We start from the raw sequence: 2,730 nt of genomic DNA on the forward strand, positions 1-2,730 counted from the left end.
CTTCGGACCGGAGCGGCAAGCCGAGCCCCCTACGGATGTGGACGTACAGGTACGCACAGGTGAACATCGCCATAAAGGTAAAGGCGATCATGATCGCGATGCGCCATGAAACGAACGGAATTCGCAAAACCGTTGTTGCGCGCAGCCGTGGAAAGGAGAAGTCGTCAAGAAGCGAGACATAGCAGGCGTAGACGATGAAAAGCGTCACTAACACTTCGATCGTCAGCACGATAAAGCTGCGCCACCAGATCATTCTCGAATTCTGAATGACCATGCCGAGGATGTCCGCGTTAATGTGCAGCTGACGCTCGGATGCCAGAACCGCACCGGCGAAAAAGCCGACGATACTGATCGCGAGAAGCCATTCCTCATAAGCGAACAGATCGCCGCCGAACCCGTACCGGATAACGACGACCGCACCGAAGGTGAACGCCATGAGAAACCCCGAGAACATCACGATGCCTTTCATGGCGAGCGATATCCAGCTCATGGGAGCGCCGATAAATCTGGGTAATTCGTCTGTAATTTTTATTGGATGGCCGTCAACTTCGCCGCCGGCACCAATTGGCAGTTCGTCAGTTGTCTTCGACATGCCCCTTGCCCCTTGTTGGTCTTTTTCATTCTGATCTAATGAAAAAGGGCCGGCGTTTCTGCCGGCCCTTCTGGGTTCTGATGATTTAGTTCATCGCACCTTTGAGGCGGTCGATGATGTCCTGTCCGACGCTGTCGGCCATCATTGGCCAGATTTCATCGCGGACTTTGTTGGCCATCGCGGCCTGATCTTCTTCGTTCAGGCTCAGGATGGTATAGCCGCTGTCCAGCAGCTTCTGTGCGAAGGCATCGTCGTTCTCGCGGTTATACGCAAAGAAGTCATCGGATGCTTTGGTCATCGCGGCCTGCAGCACTTCAACCTGTTCCGGCGTCAGTTTGTCCAGGCTGCGCTGTGACGCGTAGAAGCTGGTCAGCTCGGAAATCGCATTGTACTCGACAAAGTGTGTGCCGACGTCGGACTGTGCGAAGATGGTGTAGGTCGCTGTTTTCGTGCAGCAGATCGCGCCGTCCACGATGCCCGACTGGATCGCCGGGAAGATATCGCCCCATGCCATTGTCGTGGCCTGGAAGCCGATCATTTCCATCATCGATTTCACAACGGTCGATGACCAGACGCGGATATTCATGCCCTTGTCGTCAAAGGTGTTCCAGTTTGTCGGCTCTTTCGTTGCGACAACACCCACGAATCCTTCGGGGTTCTGCGCCATGACGCGCACGCCATACTCGTCGGTGATTTCCTGCAGGATCTGGTTATACTGCGAATCCATGTTGCGCATGATGCTGTTCATGTCATCCCAGCCGCTCACGAGGAAAGGCATGGACAGGAATTCGAGACGCGGATCAGTGTCGGCATAGATGAAAGCCGCCGCAAGATCGATGTTACCGCGCGCGACATCTTCAAAGAGCGCCTCGCCGGAGCCCAGCTGATTCGCCGGGAAAAGCTCAATCGTCAGACCGACATCTGCTGCGGCAACCTCATCGGCAACCTGCTGCATTGTGATCGTACCCTGGTGATCAATCGGGAACACGCCTGCGAAGCGCAGGGTCACGTCGTCGGCGAAAGCCGCCGTCGACATCAGCGCGCTCAGCGCGCCCGCTGTCAGGCCTTTAGTGATTTTCGTAAAATTCATATGTACTCTCCCTTGTTGTTTGTTCAGCCGGTTGAGAACGGCTTGCGGACACTTTTGCGCCCGTCACATCGGGCCAACCTATGGGCATAGGCCCCGGATCGCAATTTGTTTTATAACATGGCCCTGTCCCGCAAGAAAATTTTCCTCTTTAGCGTGTATCCCGTCTGTTTATTGCGTCCCTGTGCGCATTGCCTGAGCGACGGGTGAACACGATGCCATTGGTGGCGTGGACCCGGACGGCGGGAGCTTATGTCAGCGCCCCCTCGAACCCGCCCAGAAACGATGCGAGGTTGTCGCCAAGTTCATCACACAGATAGCCACCTTCCTGGACGATCACCGTGGGCAGGTTAAGGGCTGCCAGCATTTCAGCCATCCGGGCAAACCCGGGTGTTGAGACCGACAGCCCGCCAAAGGGATCACCCTCGAACGCATCAAGGCCCAGGGCAATCACAACGGCGCCCGGTGCAAATGACCTCACGTGCGCGAGGCCATCCGCCAGGCCTTTCATGAACCCGTCGTCTCCGGTGCCGCGCGGCAGCGGTATATTCAGGTTGTAGCCGTATCCTGGCCCCTCGCCGGTCTCATGGGCGTGGCCCCAGAAAAACGGATAAAACCGCGCGGGGTCGGCGTGAACCGACAGGGTAAACACATCGTCACGCGCATAGAAAATGCCCTGCGTCCCGTTGCCATGGTGCAGATCGACATCAATGACAGCCACCCTGTCGTGTGCCCTGCGCAAAACCTGGGCGGCAATTGCGGAGTTGTTCAGATAACAAAAGCCCCCGGCCAGATCGGTGAAGCAGTGATGCCCCGGCGGCCGGCAGAGCGCATAGGCCACAGGGTCCCCCGCGAGGACGGTCGCAGCGGCGGATACCGCACAATCGGCCGACGCGCGCGCCGACACCCAGGTATGCTCACCGATGGGGCAGGACATATCCGCCATGTGAAACCCCGCCTGCCCCACCGCCGACAACGGATAGCTGGCGGTGCGGCGGTCCGGGTGCACGTTGGGAAATATCTCGGGCGTGGCGTCTGGGATGCGCGCCCA

Annotated in this window: 3 protein-coding genes; all 3 read right to left on the bottom strand. The window is 57.8% G+C overall.

The window, feature by feature from the left end; translation table 11 throughout:
• Positions 1-592 (bottom strand): TRAP transporter small permease subunit (locus Q0M35_RS18500; RefSeq protein WP_295317720.1); only part of this gene is annotated, 592 nt, incomplete at its 3' end.
• Positions 593-677: 85 nt separating this feature from the next.
• A complete protein-coding gene (dctP, locus tag Q0M35_RS18505; RefSeq protein WP_295317721.1) occupies positions 678-1,682 on the bottom strand; it encodes a TRAP transporter substrate-binding protein DctP in 1,005 nt (334 codons plus the stop codon).
• Positions 1,683-1,929: 247 nt separating this feature from the next.
• On the bottom strand, positions 1,930-2,730 hold an 801-nt coding region (locus Q0M35_RS18510), incomplete at its 5' end, for a histone deacetylase family protein (RefSeq protein WP_295317722.1).

Source organism: Roseobacter sp., from assembly GCF_024639605.1.
In the GTDB taxonomy this organism is placed as follows: domain Bacteria; phylum Pseudomonadota; class Alphaproteobacteria; order Rhodobacterales; family Rhodobacteraceae; genus Roseobacter.

Coding starts and splice junctions, on each gene's coding strand:
- dctP (WP_295317721.1), bottom strand. CDS start 1,682: ATGAATTTTACGAAAATCACTAAAGGCCTGACAGCGGGCGCGCTGAGC.